The sequence below is a fragment of the Candidatus Streptomyces philanthi genome, from assembly GCF_059553635.1.
Genome location: NZ_JCANQV010000142.1, coordinates 1 through 15,086 on the forward strand (window position 1 = coordinate 1; position 15,086 = coordinate 15,086).

Below are 15,086 nucleotides of genomic sequence, written 5' to 3' on the forward strand. Positions count from 1 at the left end.
GGGCGGTCGCCGGGCGCGGGAAGTCCCTGCGCCGGGGTGCCCGTCCCGATGGCGAGGCGGCGGCCCTCCAGGGCGCTGGCGCGCTCGGTCTCGGCGGTGGCGTAGCGGCGCAGGAGTTCCGCGTGTTCGCTGCGGAGCCGGGCCAGTTCCGCGCGCTTGGAGCGCAGCTTGGTGTCCAGCGCGGCACGGATCTCGCGGGACTCCTCGACATCCGATTCGAGTTCGGCGATCCGCTCCTCGGTCCGCCACTCGTCCTGGGCCCGGGAACGGGTCAGCTCGGCGACCTGCCGTCCGGCCGTACGGTCCCAGGTCCGCAGCAGCACCGCGCCGGTGACCGCGGCGGCCGTGGCCCCCGTGGCGAGCAGTCGCTGGACCAGGTCGTCGCCGACGAACCACGCGCCCGCGGTGCACGCGATCGACGTACCGGCGACCGAGAGGGGAGGAAGCAGCCGGTGGAGGGGTGGTGAATGGCGGTGGCGTCCTCGTGGCATGGCCAGAAACTTACCGTGCGGGAGAGAGTGATGGGCGACCACCCGCCAATCCGTTTCACGGTGGTTACTTCTTCAGCAGCCCCTTCGACTCCAGATATGACTGTGCGACATCCTCGGGCTTGAGCCGTTCCGCATCAACCTGACGGTTCAAGTTGATCAAGTCCTTGGTGGTCAGTACACGGGTGAGCCTGCCGAGTGCCGCCTCGATCTTCTTGTCACCGGCGGTCCGGGCATTCACCACGGGCAGGAGATTGTCGGCGTTCTGCAGCTTCTTGTCGTCCTGGAGAAGGACCAGTCCGAAGTTGTCGAGTGTGGCGTCCGTGGTCGTGGTCAGCACCATCTGATCGGTACCGTCCTTGACGGCCTGTTTGGCCTGCGGGGTGCCGACTCCCTTGGGATCGATGGCGGTGACGGCTATGCCGTAGGTCTTCTCCAGGCCCGGCCTGCAGAACGGCCTGGTCTCGCACTCCTCGCCCGCCGCCAGGGTGATCTTCTGCCCGGACGCGCCGAGGTCCGAGAGCGTCTTCAGCTTGTGCCGCGCGGCGAATTCCCGGGTCACCGCGAAGGCGTTCTGGTCCGTGGCCTCACCCGGAGGCAGTACCTTGAGGCCGCGCGGGGCCGCCAACTCCTTCAGGGCGGTCACCGTCTTGCCGATGTCGCTGGAGGCGACGGGCTTCGCGCCGGTTCCGTTCTTCTTCGCGTTGAGGAATTCGGCGAGAGTGGAGGCGTATTCCGGGACGACATCGATCTGTCCCTTCTCCAGTGCCGGTTCGTACAGCTCGCGATTGGCGAGGGTCTGTACGCGTACCCGGTAACCCTCTTCCTTAATGATCTTGGAATAGATCTCGGCGAGCACCTTCGACTCGGTGAAACCGGCCGAGCCGACGACGATCTCCTCTCCCGTGCCCTTTCCGTTGTGCGAGCCCTTCTCCTCCAGACTCTGCCCGCCGCACGCGGACAGACCGGCCGTCAGCGCGACCACCGTTCCGGCGACAAGGGCGGTGCGTATCGCCCGGGACCTGCTGCTCATGAGGTTTGCCCTTCGGTTTCGTTCGATGGGGACACGCGGGCACTTCCGCCCGTCCGCTCCCGGCGCCGGTGGCCCCGCATCGGGTCGCTCAGCCGGTCCAGCAGGACCGTCACGCCTTCGACGGCCAGGGCCAGCGCGGCCACCAGCACGGCGCCCGCGACGACCTGCGGGGTGTCGTAGTTGCCGAAGCCGGCCGTGATGACGCGGCCCAGTCCGCCGCCGCCCGCCATGGCGGCCAGCGTCGCCGTCGCCACGATCTGCACCGCGGCCGACCGTATGCCGGTCATGATCAGCGGGTGGGCGAGGGGCAGCTCGACGCGCAGCAGGATCTGCGGGCCCGACATGCCCATCCCGCGGGCCGCCTCGACCGCCGCGCGGTCCGCCTCCCGTACGCCCAGATACGCGTTCGTCAGCAGCGGGGGCACCGCGAACAGCACCAGCGCGACGACGGTGGGCGCCTCCCCCATGGTGCCGAGGGGGCTGAGGGTGAGCAGGACCAGCACGGCGAACGTCGGTATCGCGCGGCCGATGTTGGAGATGTTGACGGCCAGCGCGCCGCCCTTGCCGAGGTGCCCGAGCCAGAGCGCCAGGGGCAGGGCCAGCAGGCAGGAGAGGAGCAGGCACACCCCGCTGAGCAGGATGTGTTCGGTGAGGCGGTGGCCGATGCCCTGCTCGCCGGACCAGTTCGCCGCGGTCGTCAGCCACCGCCAGGCTCCCGTGAGGACGTCCACCGGTCAGGCCACCGCCTTCGTCGCCCGTGCCGCGCGCCGGGCCCTGGAGCGGCCGCCGGTCCTCGTCCACGGCGTCAGCAGCCGCTGAAGGCCCATCAGCAGTACGTCGGCGGCGAGCGCGAGGAGGACGCACAGCACCGAGGCCGTGAGGACCTCCGCCTTGAAGAAGCCCGCCATGCCACTGGCGATGAGATTGCCGAGTCCGCCGTAGCCGACCACGGAGCCCACCGTGGTCATGGCGATCGTGGAGACCGTGGCCATCCGCACCCCGGCTATCAGCGCGGGGAGGGCGAGGGGGAGTTCGACGCCGAACAGCATGCGGGCGGGACCGTAGCCCATGCCGCGGGCCGCCTCGCGGACCTCCTCGGGGACGGCCGCGAGCCCGGCCAGGATGTTGCGCACCAGGATCGTCAGCGAGTACAGCACCAGGCCCGTGACGACCACCGAGGCCGAGACGCCGAACACCGGGGTCAGCAGCGCGAACATGGCCAGCGACGGGACGGTGTAGAGCACCGTCGTCACGCCCAGGACCGGGCCGGCCACGGCACGCCGGCGCCGGGCGACGAGCGCCAGCGGGAAGGCGACCAACAGGCCGATGGCCACGGACGCCGCCGTGATCCCGATGTGCTGGACGGTCGCGGCCAGCAGTTCATGGCCGCGGGTGCGGACGTAGTCGCCGCAGATCCAGTCGTTGGCCTCCAGACAGCCCGGTCCGCCCGCCTGTGCCAGGGGCGGTCCCGCCCCGGACGGCATCGCCGGCAGCGCACGCATCAGCCGTCACCTCCCCCGCCGATTCGCTCACTTTTTCGGTGACTGTCTGCGACCCTATCCCCCACCACTGACAATCGGACCGGACCACCGTTCGATCGTCACGGACTCCACGTCCTCGCAACACCGCGTTCACGCCCCGCCGCCCACAATGGGGGACCATGATCCGCTTCGAGCACGTCACCAAGCGCTACGCCGACGGCACCACCGCCGTCGACGACCTCTCGTTCGAGGTGGCGGAAGGGGAACTCGTCACGCTCGTCGGCCCCTCGGGCTGCGGCAAGACGACCACGATGAAGATGGTCAACCGCCTCATCGAGCCCACCAGCGGCACCATCCACGTCGCCGGCGAGAACACGGCCGAAACCGACCCCGTCGCCCTACGGCGCCGGATCGGCTACGTCATCCAGCACGTCGGACTCTTCCCCCACAAGAACATCCTCGACAACACGGCCACCGTCCCCCACCTTCTCGGATGGCCCCGCGCCGCCGCCCGCGACCGCGCCGCGGAACTCCTCCGGATGGTCGGCCTCGACCCGGACCACCACGGCCGCCGCTACCCCCACCAGCTCTCCGGCGGGCAACGCCAGCGCGTCGGCATCGCCCGCGCCCTCGCCGCCGACCCGCCCGTCCTCCTCATGGACGAGCCCTTCGGCGCCGTCGACCCCCTCACCCGCGCCCGCCTCCACACCACCCTCCTCGACCTCCAGACCACCCTCCGCAAGACCGTCCTCCTCGTCACCCACGACATCGAGGAGGCCATCCACCTCGGGGACCGCATCGCCGTCTACGGACACGGCCGCATCGAGCAGTTCGACACCCCCACCCGTGTCCTCGCCGCGCCCGCGTCCCCGTACGTCGCGGAGTTCGTGGGGGCGGACCGGGGCCTGCGGCGGCTCTCCGTCACCCCGGTGGAGGCGGGCGATCTCGACCAGCCGCCGGTCGTCCGGCTCGACGACCCCGCCGAGCGGGCCGCCGCACGGCTCGCCGGGGAGGAGGCCCCCTGGGCGGTCGTCCTCGGTCCCGAGGACGCGGTGTACGGCTGGGTTCCGGCGACGGCGCTCACGGACCCGGTGTCCGGTACGGCGCGCGGCGGCGCCGTGCGCGACCACGCGCGGCGCATGAACGCCTCACTGCCACTGGGCGCACCACTGAAGGAGGCGTTCGGTGTGATGCTGGGGCACGACGCGGGCTGGGTCGCGGTCCTCGACGACGGCCGCTACCGGGGCGTGCTGACCCCGGCCCGGCTGCACCACGCGCTGCGCCGCTCGGCCGCGGCCGACGCCGCCGACATCGCGCGGGAGGACGTGGCGCTCGACACCGTCCCGGAGACCTGAGCGGTCAGGCGCGCTCCGCCCCGGAGCCGTTGTCGTCGCCGTCCTCCGGGAGCTTGCAGACGCGCTCCAGGAAGATCGCGGCGGCCACCACCGCGGCGCCCGCCAGCACCGAGAGACCGGCGTGCAGTGCCTGCTCCCGGCGGGGGGCGACATCGCCCGCCGAGGTCAGCAGGAACACGCCCGCGCCGCCGTACACCCCGGCCACCAGCGACGCCACCAGGGCGCTCGCCTGGCCGAAGACCACCGCGCGGGCGGCGAGCAGCGGGTCGACGCCCTTGGCACCGGGCCGCCGCTCGCGCTGCGCGCGCAGCCGGGAGCGGAGCGAGAAGGCCGTGGCGGCCAGTACGGCGGCGATCAGCGCCAGGACGACGGGGGCCGCCAGCGGCACGCTCGGCAGGGTGCCCAGGGAGTCCCACAGCCGGGCACCGCCCCAGGCCAGCACCCCGGCGGCCAGGAACAGCCCCACCAGCACCTTGATGTGTAGCTGCTTCACCGAGCCATCGCCCCTTGTGCGTTCACGGCCTCGCCGCCGTCCGGTCCCGTCTTCCGTCGCCCCGCGTCCGGCCCGGCGACCTCGTCGCGCCCTCCCGCGCGTTCACGGGGGCGCGATCCGCAAGCCTAACGATTACTCCGGCAACCGCAGTTCCAGATCGGCGCGGGGGCGTACGCCCTCGCTGCCGACCGCCGCGAGCAGGTCGGTGACCGGGCCGCGGCCCGGGACCTCGGCGGCCGGGTCGATGTCGTGCCACGGCACCAGGACGAAGGCGCGCTCATGGGCGCGCGGGTGCGGCAGGGTCAGCCGCGGGTCGTCGGAGATCACGTCCTGGTAGGTGAGGATGTCGACGTCGATGGTGCGCGGGCCCCAGCGCTCGTCGCGGACCCGTTCGAAGGCTTCCTCGATCGCGTGCCCGCGCTCCAGCAGGGAGTCCGGCGGCAGCGTCGTCTTGATCATCACCACGGCGTTGAAGTACGCGGGCTGGGAGCCGGGCTCGACGCCCCACGGCTCGGTCTCGTACACGGGCGAGACGGCCTTGACCCGTACGCCGGGGGTGTCCTCCAGCGCGTCCACGGCGCCCTGGAGGGTCTCCAGGCGGTTGCCGAGATTGCTGCCGAGGGAGATCACGGCGCGTTTGGGGTTGGAAAGCGTCACATCGGCGGCGTCCACCTGTTCCACCACGGAGGCGGGCACCGGCTGAACGGTCGGGTCACTGCTGGTCATACACGACTCCGGGTGATGGTGATGGTCACATCGTCGAAGGGGACGGTGATCGGGGCGTCCGGCTTGTGCACCACCACCTCCACCTCCTGTACGCCCTCGTGCTTGAGGCACTGGTCGGCGATCCGCTCGGCGAGGGTCTCGATGAGGTTGACGGGCTCGCCCTCGACGATGGCCACGACTTCCTCGGCCACGATGCCGTAGTGCACGGTCCGGGTGAGATCGTCGGTGGCCGCGGCCGGGCGGGTGTCCAGGCCCAGCACCAGATCCACGAGGAACGTCTGCCCTTCCTCGCGTTCGCGGGGGAACACCCCGTGGTGCCCTCGGGCCTTCAGCCCACGCAGCGCGACACGGTCCACACCAATCACTCCCACTGATCCCACTGACACCTCGGGTGCCACTGTTCGTCGGAATTCCGGCCACGTACCGGCACTCGACCGGTACACCGTCCGCTCTCGAATCTACCTGCGAGCACCGACAGCGCCCGCCCACGGGGGTCGCGGACGAGCCTGATGTGCGCCGGGCACCGCGCCGGACCGCCACGGGGCGTCCGCGCGCCTTTTACCCCTGTCCCCGTACCCCACCCCTACCCGGTGCGCACTTGGCTCGAACGGGTGCGCACGCGGCGGCCCGCTGACGTCGCGCGCCACGGCCTCCGGACGCCACGGGCCGCGGCTCAGAGACCGCCCGCCGTGCCGGCGGCGCCGTCCTCGTCCTCGTCCTCGTCGTCGCTCTCGGTCAGGACGGGTGACCCGTGGTGCGACCACACCCGCCAGCCGTCCTCGGTGCGCCGGAAGACATTGGTGGCCACGACCAGCTGGCCGATCAGCGGCCCCACCGAGCCGTCGTCCTCCGCAGGCCCCCCGCTGAGGATGTTCTCGGTGCAGGTCACCAGCGCCGTGTCGCCCATGACATCGATCTCGACGTCCGTCAGGAAGAACTGGATGTACTCCGTGTTCGCCATGATCAGCGCGTACGAGCGGAGCACCTCCCCGCGGCCGCGCAGCACCGGCCATCCCGGATGGACCACGCTGACCTGGCCGTCCAGCCACAACCGGGACATCGCCTCGTGGTCGCCGCGCTCGATGGTCTCGTACAGCGCCGTGTTCGCCTGCTCGACCAGTTCGATGTCCGTCCGGGGGCCCAAGCCGCTCACACCGCTCCCGTCGCGTCCGCCGCCGCGCGCTCCACCGCGCGGGCCACCCGCACCGCGTCCGCACTCGCCCTGACCTCGTGCACCCGCACCGCCCAGGCCCCCTCTCGCGCCACCATCGCCGAGACCGCCGCCGTCGCCGCGTCCCGCTCCCGGGCCGGCGGCGGGGCGGCGCCTTCGCCGCCCGCCAGCACCCTGCCCAGGAACCGTTTGCGGGATGCCGCCACCAGCAGCGGGCGCCCCAGGGCGCGCAGCCGGGGCAGCCGGGCGAGCAGCGCCAGGTCGTGCCCGGCGTTCTTGGCGAAGCCCAGGCCCGGGTCGATCACCGTCCGTTCCGGGTCGATGCCGCCGGAAACGGCGCGTTCCATGCTGCGGGACAGCTCGTCCACGACCTCGGTGACGACGTCCGTGTAAACGGCGCGGTTGTTCATGTCGATGGACCGGCCGCGCCAGTGCATCACCACGAACGGCACCCCGGCCGCCGCGACCACCGGGACCATCGCCGGGTCAGCGGCCCCCGCGCTCACGTCGTTGACCAGGCGCGCCCCGGCCTCGACGGCCCGCTCGGCGACCGCGGCCCGCATCGTGTCGACCGACACCACCGCGCCCGCTGCGGCCAGCTCCCGCACGACGGGGACGACCCGGCGCAGCTCCTCCGCCTCGTCCACCCGCGCCGCGCCCGGCCGGGTCGACTCACCGCCCACGTCCACCAGGTCGGCGCCCTGCGCCACCAGGTCCAGGCCGTGCTTGACCGCCAGCTCCGTGTCGAACCACTCGCCGCCGTCGGAGAACGAATCGGGCGTGACGTTGACGACGCCCATCACCGCACAGCGGTCCCACTCCGGCAGTCCCGTCACCCGGCCACGCAAGGTACTCATGCCCCCAGCCTAGGCGGTGGCCCGACCGGCCGGATTGCGGCCGGTCACGGTGCGAGGGCCGCCGCTCAGGCCGCCTGCCCGACCTCGTCGGTGGTCGTCGGCAGCGGCGCGGTGGTGTGCGCGCACGGCTGCGGCTCGGCCCGCCTGCCGCGGCGCAGCACGCGCGGCAGCTCCAGATAGCCCTCGGCCTGGAGCGTGGCGAGCCCGATCCGCGGGAGGTCGCGGCTGTTGCGGAAGACCACGAAACGGGGCTCCCAACGGGGCCGGAACTTGTCGTTGAACTTGTACAGCGACTCGATCTGGTACCAGCGGGAGAGGAAGACCAGCGTGCCGCGCCACAGCCGCATCACGGGGCCCGCGCCCAGCTTCTCGCCGCGCTCCAGGGAGGAGCGGAAGACCGCGAAGTTCAGCGAGACCTGCTTGACGCCGAGGTCGGGGGCGGCCTGGAGCGCGGCGACGATCAGCAGTTCGTTCATGCCGGGGTCGGCGCCGCGGTCGCGGCGCATCAGCTCCAGGGAGATCCCGTTGTCGCCCCAGGGCACGAAGTGCTGCATCGCCTTCAGGTCGCCGTACGGGCCGGGTTCCTCGCCCTCGCCGGGCGTCAGGTGCGCGGTGGCGATCACCGCGTCGCCGTCGGCGACCGCGTCGATGCGGCCCAGGGCCATGGAGAAACCGCGCTCGGTGTCGGTGTCCCGCCAGGCGTTCGCGGCCCGCTGTATCCGTGCCAGCTCCTCGGGCTCCAGGTCCCGGACGCGGCGTACACGGGTGTGGTAGCCGTTGCGCTCGATGCGCTTGACCATCTGCCGGACGTTGCGCATCGCGCGGCCGCTGAGGGTGAAGTCGGCGACGTCCACGATCGCCTCGTCGCCGAGTTCCAGCGCGTCCATCCCGGTCTCGCGGGTCCACACCTGGCCGCCGGTCTCACTGCACCCGGTGACCGCGGGCGTCCAGGAGTGCGCCCGGGCCTCGGCCATGAAGCGCTCGATCGCGCCGGGCCACGCCTCGACGTCACCGATCGGGTCGCCGCTGGCGAGCATCACCCCGGAGACCACGCGGTAGCAGACTGCGGCCTTGCCGGACGGTGAGAAGACGACGCCCTTGTCACGGCGCAGCGCGAAGTAGCCGAGCGAGTCGCGGCCGCCGTGCCGGGCCAGCAGCTCGCGCAGCCGCCGCTCGTCGTCCTCGGTCAGCCGGGCCGCCGGGTGCTCGGGCCGGAAGGCGAGATAGGCGGTGGTGACGAGGGTGAGCAGGCCGAGCGCGCCGAGGGAGTAGCCGACGGTGTAGTCGACGTGGTGGGTGTAGCGGACCGGGCCCTCGAAGCCGCACAGGCCCCACAGCACGTGCTGGGCGCGCTCCCAGGACGACGGCGAGCCCACGATCTTGTGCGGGTGGGAGTTGACGATCACCAGGCCGAGGCCGAAGCTCGCGCCGCCCAGCACCACGGCGTTCAGCAGCGCCTTCCAGCGGCTGCGCGGGTCGGGCAGGGCCGAGAACTGCTTGCGGTGCCACAGCAGGTATCCCAGGAGGGCCAGCGACAGGACCGCGCCGGCCACGGAGTGGCGGTGCAGCAGCTGGGCCGCGCTGCCCACGGGCAGCAGCGTCACGGCGGCGACCCAGGCGCGGCGCTTGCGCCGCTTGAGGCCGTGCGCGAGCAGGAGCAGCAGGATGCCGACGACGAGGGAGGCGGCGGCCGCCAGCGGGCTGACCGCGCCCGGCAGGACCTCGGCGAGGTGGTGCATCCGGCTGTGCCGGAAGCGGGGGAAGATGCCGGAGGCGAGGTTCAGCAGGCCGATGAGGACGCCGGCGGTGCCGACGAACCGTGGGACGGACTCGGGCCGCGGGCCGCGGAGCCAGCGTGGCGTGCGCCACGCAACCATCTCCGACTTTTCGCCATCTAGCCTGTCAGACATCACTTTCCCGTCGCCCCGGTCGAGAGAACGTGCGAATCTTGTCGCAGCATCTGGACTTTTTGCGCTCTGTATGACGGCGTTTCAGGGCTCGGGGTTCCATCAGCGGCACGGATGGGCCGGCCGCCCGGGAGAAAGCACGTCATGGGTCTCACCAGCAAGAAGGTGCTGCTTCTCGCCGTCGTCCTGGCAGTGGCACTGTTCGTCCTGACGATCTGGCTGTGGCCGCGGCTGTCGCGGAAGGACTGGCGCTCGGTGGCCGGCCGGGTCGGACTGCTGCTGGCGACGCAGATATCGCTGTTCGCCGCGGTCGGCCTGTTCGCGAACAACTCGTTCGGGTTCTACGCCTCCTGGGCCGACCTCTTCGGTCAGGAACAGCAGCCCGGCGTGGTCACGAACTACAAGAGCGGCCCCAACGGGACCCGGCTCCAGATGCTCGGCACCGAGCGGGTCAGCGTCCCCCACGGCTCCCGTCCCTCGCTCGCCGGGCGGATCGACAAGATCGTGGTGCACGGCGAGAAGTCCGGCATCTCCAGCCCGGCCTTCGTGTACCTCCCGCCCCAGTACTTCCACAAGAAGTACGCGCACACCGCGTTCCCCGCGTCCGTCGTCCTCACCGGCTACCCCGGCACCGCCGAGGCGCTCTACAAGAAGCTGCACTTCCCGCAGACCCAGCACGCGCTGCTCAAGGACGGCAAGATGCAGCCGACGGTCCTGGTGATGATGCGGCCCACCGTCGCCCCGCCCCGGGACACCGAGTGCATGGACGTCCCGGACGGCCCGCAGACCGAGACGTTCTTCACCAAGGACCTGCGCCGGGAGGTCGCCAAGCACTACCGCGTCGGCCCGGAGGCCAAGAGCTGGGGCGTCATCGGCGACTCCACCGGCGGCTACTGCGCGCTCAAGATGACCATGCGCCACCCCGGCGCGTTCTCCACCGCCGTCGCCCTCTCCGGCAGCTACAAGGCCCCGATCGACGCCACCACCGGCGACCTCTTCGGCGGCAGCGCGCAGCTGGAGCGGGAGAACAACCTGCTGTGGCGCCAGCGGCACCTGGCGGCCCCCAAGGTGAACCTGCTGGTCACCAGCAGCAAGCAGGGCGAGAGCAACTACAAGGACACCCTGCGGTTCATCCGGCAGACGAAGTCCCCGTCGCGCGTCGCGTCGATCATCCTCGACAGCGGCGGCCACAACTTCAACACCTGGCGCCGGGAGATCCCGGCCTCGCTGGAGTGGCTGGCCGGCCACCTGAAGACCGGCTGACGGGGCAGGGCCGGGCCCCCACCGCCCGGCCCCGCCCGTCCTGTCAGCGGGCCAGGATCAGGCTCATGGCCTCGGCACGGGTCGAGGCGTCGCGCAGCTGCCCCCGGACGGCCGAGGTCGTGGTCTTGGCGCCGGGCTTGCGTATGCCGCGCACCGACATGCACATGTGCTCGGCCTCGACCACCACGATGGCGCCCCGGGCCTCCAGGATGCGCATCAGCGAGTCGGCGACCTGGGTGGTCAGCCGCTCCTGCACCTGGGGCCGGCGGGCGTAGACCTCGACGAGGCGGGCGAGCTTGGACAGCCCGGTGATCTTTCCGCTCTCGGCCGGGATGTAGCCGACATGGGCCACCCCGTGGAACGGCAGCAGGTGGTGCTCGCACAGCGAGACGATCTCGATGTCCTTGACCAGGACCATCTCGTCGTGCCCGAGGTCGAAGGTCGTGGTCAGCACGTCCTCCGGCTTCTGCCGCAGACCGGACAGGATCTCCTTGTACGCCCGCGCCACCCGCGCCGGGGTCTCCAGCAGCCCCTCGCGGTCCGGGTCCTCACCGACCGCGATGAGCAGCTCGCGGACGGCGTTCTCGGCGCGTTTCTCGTCGAACGGGCCGATGGCACCGTCGACGTCCAGCGTCACAGGGTCGGTCATGTAAGCCTCGTTCCTTCTGCGCCCGCACCGATATACGCGGAATGCCGCGCTCCCAGGCTAGAACCTGGTGAGCGCGGCATTCATTCCGGGGCCCTCGCGCCCCGGTGGTGCTCAGCTCTCGCGGTGGGTGTCCTCCGGGGCCTCCGCCTTCTCCGTGGAGACGGTCGTCGGCACCGAGCCGTTGGCCGAGGACAGCTCCCGGGGGGAGAGCACCGGCGGACGGGTCGAGGGCGTACGGCGCGAGGAACCGGTCCACGCCGGGCGGGCCGGGCGCTTGACGATGTGCTTGAAGATCTCGGCGATCTCCTCCTTGCCGAGCGTCTCCTTCTCCAGGAGGGCCAGGACCAGGTTGTCGAGGACGTCGCGGTTCTCGACCAGGATCTCCCACGCCTCGTTGTGCGCGGTCTCGATGAGCTTCTTGACCTCTTCGTCGACCAGCGCGGCGACCTCTTCGGAGTAGTCGCGCTGGTGGCCCATCTCGCGGCCCAGGAACGGCTCGGAGTTGTCCGTGCCGAACTTGATGGCGCCCAGGCGTTCGGTCATGCCGTACTGGGTGACCATCGCGCGGGCCGTGGCGGTGGCCTTCTCGATGTCGTTCGCGGCGCCCGTGGTCGGGTCGTGGAAGACCAGTTCCTCGGCCGCGCGGCCGCCCATCATGTAGGCGAGCTGGTCGAGCATCTCGTTGCGCGTGGTGGAGTACTTGTCCTCGTCGGGCAGGACCATGGTGTAGCCCAGGGCCCGGCCGCGGGAGAGGATCGTGACCTTGTGCACCGGGTCGGAGTTCGGGGAGGCCGCCGCGACCAGGGCGTGTCCGCCCTCGTGGTACGCGGTGATCTTCTTCTCCTTGTCGGACATGATCCGGGTCCGCTTCTGCGGGCCGGCCACGACGCGGTCGATCGCCTCGTCCAGGGACTTGTTGTCGATCAGCTTGGCGTCGCTGCGGGCGGTCAGCAGCGCCGCCTCGTTCAGCACGTTCGACAGATCGGCGCCGGTGAAGCCGGGGGTGCGCTTGGCGACGGCCGAGAGGTCGACGTCCGCGGCGACCGGCTTGCCCTTCTGGTGCACCTTGAGGATTTCCAGACGGCCCTGCATGTCGGGGCGGTCGACGGCGATCTGCCGGTCGAAGCGGCCCGGACGCAGCAGCGCCGGGTCGAGGATGTCCGGCCGGTTGGTGGCGGCGATCAGGATGACGCCGCCCTTGACGTCGAAGCCGTCCATCTCGACGAGGAGCTGGTTGAGGGTCTGCTCGCGCTCGTCGTGGCCGCCGCCGAGGCCCGCGCCGCGGTGCCGGCCGACGGCGTCGATCTCGTCGACGAAGACGATCGCCGGGGCGTTCGCCTTGGCCTGCTCGAAGAGATCACGGACCCGGGAGGCACCGACACCGACGAACATCTCGACGAAGTCCGAGCCGGAGATCGAGTAGAACGGCACGCCGGCCTCGCCCGCGACGGCGCGCGCGAGCAGCGTCTTGCCCGTTCCGGGCGGGCCGTACAGCAGCACGCCCTTGGGGATCTTGGCTCCGACCGCCTGGAACTTGGCCGGTTCCTGGAGGAACTCCTTGATCTCCTGGAGCTCCTCGACGGCCTCGTCGGACCCCGCGACGTCGGCGAACGTCGTCTTGGGGGTGTCCTTGGTGATCAGCTTCGCCTTCGACTTCCCGAAGTTCATCACCCGGGAGCCGCCGCCCTGCATCTGGTTCATCAGGAACAGGAAGACGACGACGATGAGGACGAAGGGCAGCAGCGAGAGCAGAACACTGACGAACGGGTTCTGCTTCGACGGGGAGACCGTGTAGCCGTCCTTGATCTCGCCGGTCTGGTACTTGGCCTGCAGGTTCTTGGCCAGGTCGACGCCCTGGTCGCCGATGTAGCTGGCCTGGATCTTGTTGGAGCCGGCGATCTTGTTGTCGCCGGAAAGTTCGACCTTGATCTTGTTCTCGTCGCCGGTCGTCAGCTCGGCGGACTTCACCTTGTTGTCAGCGATCGCCTTGACGACCTGACCGGTGTCCACCGTCTTGAAGCCGCCGGACGAGCCGACGACCTGCATCAACACGACCACGGCGAGGACGGCCAGCACGATCCACATGACCGGCCCACGGAAGTATCGCTTCACGTCCATCCATACGGGGCCTACGAGACCCCGTCCCTCCTGCCACAGTGAGGCACAACGCCCTCCGGGGGCTGGTCGTGCGTACGGTGTATTTCTGGCCCGAGAAAAGAGCCGCCTTCGGACGGTACCCCAGCATTGTCACCCGGCGCGGCTGCCCGCGGTGAACACGGGGGCCTCGGATTCCGTCCTTCCCTGCTTCAACGGCGGACGGACCCGTGAGGTTCCCGCCGCGCCGCGCGCACCGCCGCCACCCGCGGCCGGCCGTGACGACCGGCCGCGGACCGGGCGCGTCAGCCGCCGTAGACGTGCGGTGCGAGCGTGCCCACGAACGGCAGATTGCGGTACTTCTCCGCGAAGTCCAGCCCGTAGCCGACGACGAACTCGTTGGGGATGTCGAAGCCGATCCACTTCACGTCGATGTCGACCTTCGCGGCCTCGGGCTTGCGCAGCATCGTGCAGACCTCCAGGGAGGCCGGCTCGCGCGAGCCGAGGTTGGACAGCAGCCACGACAGCGTCAGCCCGGAGTCGATGATGTCCTCGACGATCAGGACGTGCCGGCCCTTGATGTCGGTGTCGAGGTCCTTGAGGATGCGCACGACACCGGAGGACTGGGTGCCCGCGCCGTACGACGACACGGCCATCCAGTCCATGGTGACGGGGGTGGACAGCGCACGCGCCAGGTCCGCCATGACCATGACGGCACCCTTGAGGACACCGACGATGAGCAGGTCCTTGCCCGCGTACTCCGCGTCGATCTTCGCCGCCAGCTCGGCCAGCTTCGCGTCGAGCTCTTCCTTGCTGATGAGTACCGCCTGAAGGTCGGAACCCATGTCCTTGTCGTCCACCCGTGCCACTCTCGCTCGGTTCGGTGTTCGCGTCAGTCGTACGACTGCGGATGCGGGGCCGCGCCGCGCGGCTCACCCCTGCCGGAGGACAAGTCTGCCACCCTGCCGCCGGACACCCACGCGCCCGGGGAGGTTGATGGCGCCCTGGCCCCGCCAGGCGGTGATCAAACGGTCGACCTCTTCGATGTGGCGGGCGAAGAGCGAACCGGGCGGGGAACCGGCCGCGACGGCGGCCCGGCGGAGCACCCGGCGGCGGACCGCGGCGGGCAGCGCGTAGAGCCCGGCGACGTCGAGCGAGCCGGTCTCGTCGCGGACCCCGGCCTCCGCGTCGGCGGCCCAGCCGTCGAGCGCGTCGGCGTCGTCACGGGAGAGCTGGGCGGTGCGCGCGAGGGCCTCGACGACGCCCTTGCCCAGGGCCTTCTCCAGGGCGGGCAGCCCGTCGTGGCGCAGCCGGGAGCGGGTGTAGGCGGGATCGGTGTTGTGCGGGTCGTCCCAGACGGGCAGATGCTGGACCAGGCACGCCTTGCGGACGGTGTGGCGGTCGATGTCCAGGAACGGGCGGCGGTAGCGGCCGCCGGGGCCGGTGGCCTTGGCCATCCCGGACAGGGAGCGGGTGCCGGAGCCCCGGGCGAGGCCGAGGAGCACGGTTTCCGCCTGGTCGTCGCGGGTGTGGCCGAGGAGGACGGCGGCGGCGCCATGGCGTTCGGCG

General features: G+C 71.1%; 15 protein-coding genes and 1 pseudogene. 2 read left to right on the top strand and 14 right to left on the bottom strand.

Features of this window, described 5'->3' with window-relative positions; genetic code table 11:
- From AC51EU_RS17720 to AC51EU_RS17735, 4 genes and pseudogenes are all read right to left on the bottom strand, one after another.
- Nucleotides 1-491 (bottom strand): annotated as a pseudogene (locus tag AC51EU_RS17720) (hypothetical protein); the annotation flags it as partial.
- Between the two features lie 64 nt (nucleotides 492-555).
- Nucleotides 556-1,521: an ABC transporter substrate-binding protein gene (locus tag AC51EU_RS17725; protein ID WP_496267949.1), complete on the bottom strand. Its 966-nt coding sequence runs from the start codon at nucleotides 1,519-1,521 to the stop codon at nucleotides 556-558.
- A complete protein-coding gene (locus tag AC51EU_RS17730) occupies nucleotides 1,518-2,252 on the bottom strand; it encodes an ABC transporter permease (RefSeq protein WP_496267950.1) in 735 nt (244 codons plus the stop codon). Before AC51EU_RS17730 ends, AC51EU_RS17725 begins: the two co-directional genes overlap by 4 nt.
- 3 nt (nucleotides 2,253-2,255) lie before the next feature.
- Nucleotides 2,256-3,005, bottom strand: a complete 750-nt coding sequence (locus AC51EU_RS17735) for an ABC transporter permease (protein WP_496267961.1) — start codon at nucleotides 3,003-3,005, stop codon at nucleotides 2,256-2,258.
- Between the two features lie 176 nt (nucleotides 3,006-3,181).
- Between AC51EU_RS17735 and AC51EU_RS17740 the strand changes: the two genes are divergently transcribed.
- Complete coding sequence (locus tag AC51EU_RS17740; RefSeq protein ID WP_496267951.1) at nucleotides 3,182-4,357, top strand: ABC transporter ATP-binding protein; 1,176 nt, start codon at nucleotides 3,182-3,184, stop codon at nucleotides 4,355-4,357.
- 4 nt (nucleotides 4,358-4,361) lie between these two features.
- Here AC51EU_RS17740 and AC51EU_RS17745 read toward each other — a convergent pair whose 3' ends face one another.
- From AC51EU_RS17745 to AC51EU_RS17770, 6 genes are all read right to left on the bottom strand, one after another.
- Nucleotides 4,362-4,850, bottom strand: coding sequence for a DUF3180 domain-containing protein (locus AC51EU_RS17745; protein ID WP_496267952.1), 489 nt, complete (start codon nucleotides 4,848-4,850; stop codon nucleotides 4,362-4,364).
- A 132-nt stretch (nucleotides 4,851-4,982) separates the two neighbouring features.
- The gene (gene folK / locus AC51EU_RS17750; RefSeq protein ID WP_496267953.1) at nucleotides 4,983-5,576 is read right to left on the bottom strand and encodes a 2-amino-4-hydroxy-6-hydroxymethyldihydropteridine diphosphokinase; all 594 of its coding nucleotides are present in this window, start codon (nucleotides 5,574-5,576) and stop codon (nucleotides 4,983-4,985) included.
- Nucleotides 5,573-5,932 carry a dihydroneopterin aldolase gene (gene folB / locus AC51EU_RS17755; protein WP_496267954.1) on the bottom strand — a complete coding sequence of 120 codons (360 nt, stop codon included), beginning with the start codon at nucleotides 5,930-5,932 and terminating at the stop codon, nucleotides 5,573-5,575. The genes folK and folB overlap by 4 nt, the downstream gene beginning before the upstream one ends.
- A 317-nt stretch (nucleotides 5,933-6,249) precedes the next feature.
- Nucleotides 6,250-6,720 carry a nuclear transport factor 2 family protein gene (locus AC51EU_RS17760; RefSeq protein ID WP_496267962.1) on the bottom strand — a complete coding sequence of 157 codons (471 nt, stop codon included), beginning with the start codon at nucleotides 6,718-6,720 and terminating at the stop codon, nucleotides 6,250-6,252.
- A 5-nt stretch (nucleotides 6,721-6,725) separates the two neighbouring features.
- Entirely contained in the window at nucleotides 6,726-7,604 is an 879-nt protein-coding gene (gene folP, locus AC51EU_RS17765) for a dihydropteroate synthase (protein ID WP_496267955.1), read from the bottom strand.
- Between the two features lie 65 nt (nucleotides 7,605-7,669).
- On the bottom strand, nucleotides 7,670-9,514 hold the full coding sequence (locus AC51EU_RS17770) for a phosphatidylglycerol lysyltransferase domain-containing protein (protein ID WP_496267956.1): 1,845 nt from the start codon (nucleotides 9,512-9,514) through the stop codon (nucleotides 7,670-7,672).
- Nucleotides 9,515-9,655: 141 nt separating this feature from the next.
- Between AC51EU_RS17770 and AC51EU_RS17775 the strand changes: the two genes are divergently transcribed.
- On the top strand, nucleotides 9,656-10,774 hold the full coding sequence (locus AC51EU_RS17775) for an alpha/beta hydrolase (protein ID WP_496267957.1): 1,119 nt from the start codon (nucleotides 9,656-9,658) through the stop codon (nucleotides 10,772-10,774).
- 43 nt (nucleotides 10,775-10,817) lie between these two features.
- On the opposite strand, the gene folE is transcribed toward AC51EU_RS17775, so the two are convergent.
- The 4 genes from folE to AC51EU_RS17795 all read right to left on the bottom strand — a co-directional run.
- Complete coding sequence (gene folE / locus AC51EU_RS17780) at nucleotides 10,818-11,423, bottom strand: GTP cyclohydrolase I FolE (protein ID WP_496267958.1); 606 nt, start codon at nucleotides 11,421-11,423, stop codon at nucleotides 10,818-10,820.
- Nucleotides 11,424-11,534: 111 nt separating this feature from the next.
- Nucleotides 11,535-13,541, bottom strand: coding sequence for an ATP-dependent zinc metalloprotease FtsH (gene ftsH, locus AC51EU_RS17785; protein WP_496267959.1), 2,007 nt, complete (start codon nucleotides 13,539-13,541; stop codon nucleotides 11,535-11,537).
- A gap of 281 nt (nucleotides 13,542-13,822) precedes the next feature.
- The gene (gene hpt, locus AC51EU_RS17790; protein ID WP_496267963.1) at nucleotides 13,823-14,362 is read right to left on the bottom strand and encodes a hypoxanthine phosphoribosyltransferase; all 540 of its coding nucleotides are present in this window, start codon (nucleotides 14,360-14,362) and stop codon (nucleotides 13,823-13,825) included.
- Nucleotides 14,363-14,449: 87 nt separating this feature from the next.
- On the bottom strand, nucleotides 14,450-15,086 hold a 637-nt coding region (locus tag AC51EU_RS17795; protein WP_496267960.1), incomplete at its 5' end, for a tRNA lysidine(34) synthetase.